Origin of the sequence: Curtobacterium sp. B8, from assembly GCF_000333315.1 — a bacterium.
GTDB classification, from domain to species: domain Bacteria; phylum Actinomycetota; class Actinomycetes; order Actinomycetales; family Microbacteriaceae; genus Curtobacterium; species Curtobacterium luteum.
The window spans coordinates 1-7,193 of record NZ_BACW01000335.1; the positions used below are offsets into that span (position 1 = coordinate 1).

Here is a 7,193-nt window from a genome sequence, read left to right on the forward strand (position 1 = left end):
GTAGTTCGCCGCGAGGTCGCGCGCGATGTCGAGGCAGTCGTCGAAGTTGCCCTGCACCTGCAGCAGCTGGCCGTCGTGGGCGATGGCCTGGCTCAGCTTGCCCATGGCGATCTTGCCCTCGGGCACGAGCACCGCGGCGGTGATGCCCGCGTGCGTGGCGTACGCGGCGGCGGACGCGCTCGTGTTGCCCGTCGAGGCGCAGATGACGGCCTTCGCGCCGTGCTCGACGGCCTTCGAGATCGCCATCGTCATGCCGCGGTCCTTGAAGGAGCCGGTCGGGTTCATGCCCTCGAACTTGACGTAGACGTCCGCGCCGGTGCGCTCGGAGAGACGACGTGCCGGGATGAGCGGGGTGCCGCCCTCGCCGAGGGTGACGACGGGCGTCGCCTCGGTCACGTCGAGACGGTCGGCGTACTCGCGCAGGACTCCCTGCCACTGGTGGGCCATCAGGCTCCCCTTTTTGTTCGGTGTGGTGTTCGTGGGCGTGGTGCTCGCCAGGTCGCGGCTCAGGCGCCGGCGACCCGCAGCACGCTGGTGATCTCGGCGACGACGTCCTCGTTCCGGAGCGCCACCACGGTGTCGGCGAGGTCGGACTCGCGCGCCAGGTGGGTGCCGATGACGAGCGTCGCGGTCGCACCGGTGCGGTCGGCACCGGGAGCGTCCGTCTGCAGCGCACTGGTCTGTTCGACCGTCTCCACGCTGACGCCGTGCTTGGCGAGCACGCCGGCGACCGTCGACAGGACACCGGGGGCGTCCGCGACGTGCAGCGTGATCTGGTAGCGGGTGCGCACGGTCCCGATCGGGAACACGGGCAGGTCCGCCTGGGTCGACTCGGCGACGCCGGGGCCGCCGATGACGTGCCGGCGCGCGGCGGACACGAGGTCGCCGAGCACGGCCGATGCCGTCTCGACGCCGCCGGCGCCCGCGCCGTAGAACATGAGGTCGCCCGCGGCCTCGGCCTCGACGAACACGGCGTTCTTCGCGCCGTGGACGCTCGCGAGCGGGTGCGACTCCGGCACGAGGGCCGGGTAGACGTGGGCGGAGACGCCCTCGCGGCCGTCCTCGTCGGTCAGGCGCTCGGCGGTCGCGAGGATCTTCACCACGTAGCCGGCCTTGCGGGCGGCACGCACCTGGTCGATCGTGATCGCGGTGATGCCCTCGCGGTGCACGGCGACGAGCGGCACGGAGGTGTGGAACGCGAGCGAGGCCAGGATCGCGGCCTTCTGCGCGGCGTCGTAGCCCTCGACGTCGGCGGTGGGGTCGGCCTCGGCGTACCCGAGCTCGGTGGCCGTCGCCAGCGCGTCCTCGAAGGTCGCTCCCTTGCGGTCCATGAGGTCGAGGATGAAGTTCGTGGTGCCGTTGACGATGCCCATGATCCGGACGATGCGGTCACCGGCGAGGGAGTCGTGCAGGGGCCGGATGATCGGGATCGCCCCGGCGACCGCGGCCTCGTAGTACAGCTGCGCGCCCACCTGCTCGGCCGCGGCGAAGAGCTCCGGGCCGTGGGTGGCGAGCAGCGCCTTGTTGCCGGTGACGACGTCGGCGCCGGACTGCAGTGCCTGGAGCACGAGCGTCCGTGCGGGCTCGATGCCGCCGATGAGCTCCACGACGATGTCGGCGCCGAGGATCAGCGACTCGGCGTCGGTCGTGAAGAGCTCCTTCGGCAGGTCGACGTCCCGGGGCGCTCCGGTGTCGCGGACCGCGATGCCGACGAGTTCGAGACCGGCACCCGCACGCGAGGCGAGCTCGTCACCGTGCTCGAGGAGGAGCCGCGCGACCTGCGAACCGACCGAGCCGGCTCCGAGCAGGGCGACGCGGACGTTGCGGTATTCGATCATCTGGGGGTGGTTCCTGTCGGTCGGGGGTCAACGGCCGGAGCCGGCTGCGGGAAGGACCCCGGTGTCACGGGCGAGCAGGTCGTCGATCGACTCGCCTCGGACGAGGATACGGGCTGCGCCGTCGGCCACCGCCACGACGGGCGGACGTCCGACGTGGTTGTAGTTGCTCGCGAGGCTCCAGCAGTAGGCACCGGTCGCAGCGACGGCGAGGAGGTCGCCGCGGTGGACGTCCCCGGGCAGGTACTCGTCCTGGACGACGACGTCGCCCGACTCGCAGTGCTTGCCGACGACCCGGCTGAGGACCGCCGGGGCGTCCGACGACCTGGCGAGCCGGGCCGTGTAGTCGGCGCCGTACAGGGCGGGGCGGGCGTTGTCGCTCATGCCGCCGTCGACCGAGACGTAGGTGCGGGTGGCGACGTCGGCGGTCGGTTCGTCCGCCGCGACCGCGTCGTCCTCGGTCGCGACGACGGGCTCGTCACCGGGGTGTGCGTCCGCGGCCTCGAGCGTCACCGGCTTGATCGTGCCGACCGAGTACAGCGTGATGCCGGCGGGGCCCACGATGTAGCGCCCGGGCTCGACGGCGATCTCCGGGACGGGGATGCCGCGCTCGGCGCAGGCCTCCGCCACGATCGTCGCGAGGGCCCCGGCGACGTCCTCCGGCGCGAAGGCCGAGTCGGCCTCGGTGTAGTCGATGCCCCAGCCGCCGCCGAGGTTCAGCTCCGGCACGGGACCGGTGGCGACGAGGGCGGCGTGGACGTCCATGAGACGCCGGGCGGCCTCCCGGAACCCGGCCTCGTCGAAGATCTGCGAACCGATGTGCGAGTGCAGCCCGACGAACGCGAGCGACGGCTCGGCACGCACCTCGGCCGCCGCCTGCTCGGCCTCGGTGAGCGGGATGCCGAACTTCTGGTCCTCGCGGGCGGTCGCGAGGTACTCGTGCGTCGAAGCGTGCACGCCGCTGTTGATGCGGACGCGGACGCGCTGGACGATCCCGGCGTCGGCGGCCGCCCGTGCCACGCGCTGCACTTCCTCGTGGCTGTCGAGCACGATCGTCCCGACGCCGACCTCGACCGCACGGGCGATCTCGGCGTCGGACTTGTCGTTGCCGTGGAAGCCGAGCATGCCGGGGCCCACCCCGCCGGCGAGGGCGACCGCGAGTTCGCCGCCGGTGCAGACGTCGACGCGCAGGCCCGCCTCGGCCATCCAGGCTGCGACCTGCGTCGTCAGGAATGCCTTGCCGGCGTAGTACACGTGCGCCCGGGTGCCGATGCGACCGAAGGCCTCGGAGAACGCCGTGCGCACCCGCACGGCGCGGGACTGGACGTCGCGTTCGTCGACCACGTAGAGCGGCGTGCCGAACTGCCGGACGAGGTCGGAGGCGGTGATCCCGCCCACGGCGAGCTCGCCGTCGTCCGTCCGGGTCGCGGAGGCGGGCCAGATGCGCGCGGTCAGCGCGGAGGGGTCCGTCGGGAACCGCAGCCGCGGCGGGGCAAGGGGGTTCTCGCTCACGGGACCCGATCCTACCGAGCCGTGGCGGGCCTCCCGGCCGGTGTTACGAGCAGGAGCCCACCGACCGCAGCCCGTCCTCGCTGAGCGGCAGCGAATCCGCGGTCACGCGGACGGTCGCCTGTCGCGCCGTGATGTCCAGGTCGCGCACGGCGAGCTGGGACGGCAGGAAGCGCGCGGTGCACACGGTGACCGGGACGTTCGTGACGCCGGGGATCGTGTCGACCTTGAGCCCGAGCGACGAGTTGGTGATCCGCACGCTCTTCGGGGTGATCGTGACGCCCTTGCCGTCGTCCTGCGCGACGACGTCGCCCTTCGCGGCGTAGGTGATGTCGTACCCGAGGACCGCGGTGGAACCGGACAGCTCGACCCCGCCGTCGACGAGCCGGAGGCGGTCGAACAGCGGGCTGTACTTCGCGAGGTCCGTGATGCTGGCCGAGGCGAGCGTCACGGTGCCGTCGACGTCGCGGACGTCGCCCTGCCCGTCGACCGGCACGTCGTGCACGGTGACGTCGGCCGCGAGCGGGATGCCGTCGACGGTGATCCTCCGTGAGGAGATCTCGACCTGGTCGAGCTTCCCCGAGAGGAGCTGCGGGATGACGATGCCGTCGGCGTGTGCCTCGACCTGGCCGGTGGTGCCCTCGGGGAGGGAGCGTTCGACCTGCTCGGCGATGATCCGGTCGACCACGCCGCGGAGGACGAACTCGGCGACGACCACGAGGGCCGCGAGCACGAGGAGCACGACGACGAGGACGATCGGCCAGCGGCGGCGCTTCGGGCGGGCGACGGGGGCGGCGGTCATGCGTCCCACCCTGCCAGGACCCACCATCGACCCGCCTGGAGGCGCGGTGTGCGCCCGGTGTGTGCGCTGCGGTGCGGCGCGCTCGGCGTTTGCACAACCAAAGTCGTTCCGAACCACGCGTTTGCGTGGTTCGGAACGACTTTGGTTGTGCGGCGCCCGCGGCGCCGCGCGCCGCGCGCTACATGCGCTCGGGCGCGCTCACCCCGAGGAGCCCGAGGCCGTTGCGGATGACCTGCCCGGTGGCGTCGTTCAGCCAGAGGCGCGTGCGGTGGAGGTCCGTCACGGCCTCGTCCCCGAGCGGCGTGACGCGGCAGGAGTCGTACCAGCGGTGGTACAGGCCCGCGAGCTGCTCGATGTACCGCGCGATGCGGTGCGGCTCACGCAGCTCCGCGGCCTGCCGGACCACCCGCGGGTACTCGGCGAGGGCCCCCACGAGGGTGCTCTCGGTCTCGTGCGTGAGGAGTGCGGCGTCGAACGCGGACCGGTCCACCCCGGAGGCGGCGGCGTTGCGGGCCACCGACTGCGTGCGCGCGTGGGCGTACTGGACGTAGAAGACCGGGTTGTCGTTCGTCCGCTTCGTCAGCAGGTCGAGGTCGATGTCGATCGAGGTGTCGCTGGCGAACCGGACCAGCGCGTACCGGCCGGCGTCCACACCGACCGCGTCGACGAGGTCCTCCATCGTGACGATCGTGCCCGCGCGCTTCGACATGCGCATCGGCTCGCCGTCCTTCAGCAGGTTGACCATCTGCCCGATGAGGATCTCGAGGTTCTTGCCCGGCTCGTCACCGAAGGCCGCGCACATCGCCATCATCCGGCCGACGTAGCCGTGGTGGTCCGCACCGAGCATGATGAGGTTCCGCTCGAACCCGCGCTCGCGCTTGTCGAGGTAGTACGCCAGGTCGCCCGCGATGTACGCCGGCTGCCCGTCGGACTTGATCACGACGCGGTCGCGGTCGTCGCCGAAGTCGGTCGTGCGGAGCCACAGCGCACCCTCGGCCTCGTACATCTTGCCGAGGGACTGCAGCCGCTCGATGGCCCGCTCGACGGCCTTCGACTCGTGCAGCGAGTTCTCGTGGAAGTACACGTCGAAGTCGACGCCGAAGTCGTGCAGGGACGACCGGATGTCGGCGAACATGAACTCGACGCCCTCGCGGCGGAAGAGCTCCTGCGCCTCGTCACGCGGGAGGTCGCGGACGTCGGTGCCGGCCGGAAGCGTGGCGATGACGCGCGCCGCGATCTCGCCGATGTAGGCGCCGCCGTAGCCGTCCTCGGGCGTGGGCTCGCCGAGCGCGGACGCCACGAGGGACCGGGCGAACCGGTCGATCTGCGCGCCGTGGTCGTTGAAGTAGTACTCCCGGGTGACGAGCCCGCCCTGCGCCTCGAACACGCGGGCGAGGCTGTCGCCGACCGCGGCCCAGCGGACGCCGCCCATGTGGATCGGGCCGGTGGGGTTGGCGGAGACGAACTCGAGGTCGATCTTCACGCCGTCGTAGAGGTCGCCGTGCCCGAAGGACGCGCCCTGCTCGACGATGGTCCGCGCGATCGCACCGGCGGCCGCGGCCTCGAGCGTGATGTTGATGAAGCCGGGGCCGGCGACGTCGACCGAGGCCACGCCGTCGAGCTCGGTCAGCTCCCCCGCGATCTCCGTCGCGAGCTCGCGCGGGTTCGTCCCGACGCGCTTCGCGAGCTGCATGGCGGCGTTCGACGCCCAGTCGCCGTGTGCGCGGTTCTTCGGCCGTTCGAGGGCCGCGTGCGACTCCTCGACCGTCACCGTGTCCGACGCACCTCGTCGCTCCACGATCCCCGTCAGGATCGACAGGTACGCGGCGGAGAGTTCGGCTGGGGTCATAGCGGTCGATCCTACCGGCGTCCACGGGCCTCCCCGGACGATGCGCCATCATGGCCGGATGACCTCCCGCAGCCGCGTCCGGGCGATCAGCGCCGCCGTCCTCGCGACCACCTCCGTCGCCGTGCTCGCCGCCTGCTCCGGTGGCGGCCAAGCGGGTCCGACGGCCACCGCGACGCCGATCGGGACGCCGGTCACGCAGTCCTGCACCGACCTGCTGCCGCTGGAGTCGCTCGCGGTGTACGGGCAGGCGTTCGAGGAGGTCGGGTCCTACCGGCCGTCGAAGGGCTCGCCCGCGGCCTGGATCGCCGAGCACCGGGGACGCGTGTGCCAGTTCCGTGAGGTCTCCGACCACGCCGTGACGATCTCGTTCGCCGTGGCGCACCTGCCTGAGAAGTCGCTCACGAACCTCAAGGACGCGCTCTACCAGCGGGGTGGCTCGGTGCCGACGTACCGGGTCGAGGGGTACTTCGACCTCGCGGACGACGGGGTCGGTCGCGCGGACGCGTTCCCGGACCCGTACTGGGTCACCGCGTCCTCGACGCTCTTCACCGAGCCCGGCGGTGCCCAGCCGGTGGTGGACGCGATCCGCGGCGTGGTCGCGCCGAGCGCGACGTCGTCGGCGACGCCGACCCCCTGACGCCGACCCGCTGACGCCGACCCCCTGAGGCGCGCTGCGCCGGCCTGGAGGCCCGTGGCGGGCCCGCACCGCGCCTCCCGGCGGTCTGTCGGTGGCGGGAACGACCGTGACGCACCTGGCGGAAACACCACGGGGGACGGTCGCGGAACGCGACATCGCGCGCTGCCGGACGAGCGCAGCGAGGACGTCAGCTTGCGCGGGAATGTGTCTGTGCCCCCAGGAGGATTCGAACCTCCGCCCCTGCCTCCGGAGGGCAGTGCTCTATCCCCTGAGCTATGGGGGCCCGGGGTGTGATCAACCGTAGCAGGTCTCGGAGCCCCTCCCGGACCAGGGCGTGTCGCGTGCAGCGCGTCGTCGCAGTTTCCTCGGACGTCACTCCGGCCCTCTAGGATCGCGGCCCGACCGACCAGCGCACGGCCAGGGAGAGGACTCGATGACCACCGCCACCGGGAACCCGCAGCACGAACTCGCACGCGGAGCGCACGCCCCCGCGCCCCGGACGCTGCTCGACGTCCTCACCGAGACCGCGACGACGCACCCGGACGCCCTCGCGCTCGAGAC

General features: G+C 72.3%; 6 protein-coding genes and 1 tRNA gene. 1 reads left to right on the forward strand and 6 read right to left on the reverse strand.

From position 1 onward, the window contains the following. The 5 genes from I59_RS08665 to argS all read right to left on the reverse strand — a co-directional run. The coding region (locus I59_RS08665) for a pyridoxal-phosphate dependent enzyme (RefSeq protein ID WP_022903534.1) at positions 1 to 447 on the reverse strand (447 nt) is incomplete at its 3' end. Positions 448 to 506: 59 nt separating this feature from the next. Continuing rightward, on the reverse strand, positions 507 to 1,838 hold the full coding sequence (locus I59_RS08670; protein ID WP_022903535.1) for a homoserine dehydrogenase: 1,332 nt from the start codon (positions 1,836 to 1,838) through the stop codon (positions 507 to 509). A 27-nt stretch (positions 1,839 to 1,865) separates the two neighbouring features. Further along, complete coding sequence (locus I59_RS08675; RefSeq protein ID WP_022903536.1) at positions 1,866 to 3,347, reverse strand: alanine racemase; 1,482 nt, start codon at positions 3,345 to 3,347, stop codon at positions 1,866 to 1,868. Positions 3,348 to 3,390: 43 nt separating this feature from the next. Next, a complete protein-coding gene (locus I59_RS20840) occupies positions 3,391 to 4,146 on the reverse strand; it encodes a DUF2993 domain-containing protein (RefSeq protein ID WP_022903537.1) in 756 nt (251 codons plus the stop codon). Between the two features lie 178 nt (positions 4,147 to 4,324). Continuing rightward, positions 4,325 to 5,995, reverse strand: coding sequence for an arginine--tRNA ligase (gene argS / locus I59_RS08685; protein ID WP_022903538.1), 1,671 nt, complete (start codon positions 5,993 to 5,995; stop codon positions 4,325 to 4,327). A gap of 58 nt (positions 5,996 to 6,053) precedes the next feature. Here argS and I59_RS08690 point away from each other — a divergent pair, with 58 nt between their 5' ends. Next, entirely contained in the window at positions 6,054 to 6,632 is a 579-nt protein-coding gene (locus I59_RS08690) for a hypothetical protein (protein WP_022903539.1), read from the forward strand. A 211-nt stretch (positions 6,633 to 6,843) separates the two neighbouring features. On the opposite strand, the gene I59_RS08695 is transcribed toward I59_RS08690, so the two are convergent. After that, positions 6,844 to 6,915: transfer RNA gene (locus tag I59_RS08695), tRNA-Arg, on the reverse strand. Positions 6,916 to 7,193 lie beyond the last annotated feature (278 nt).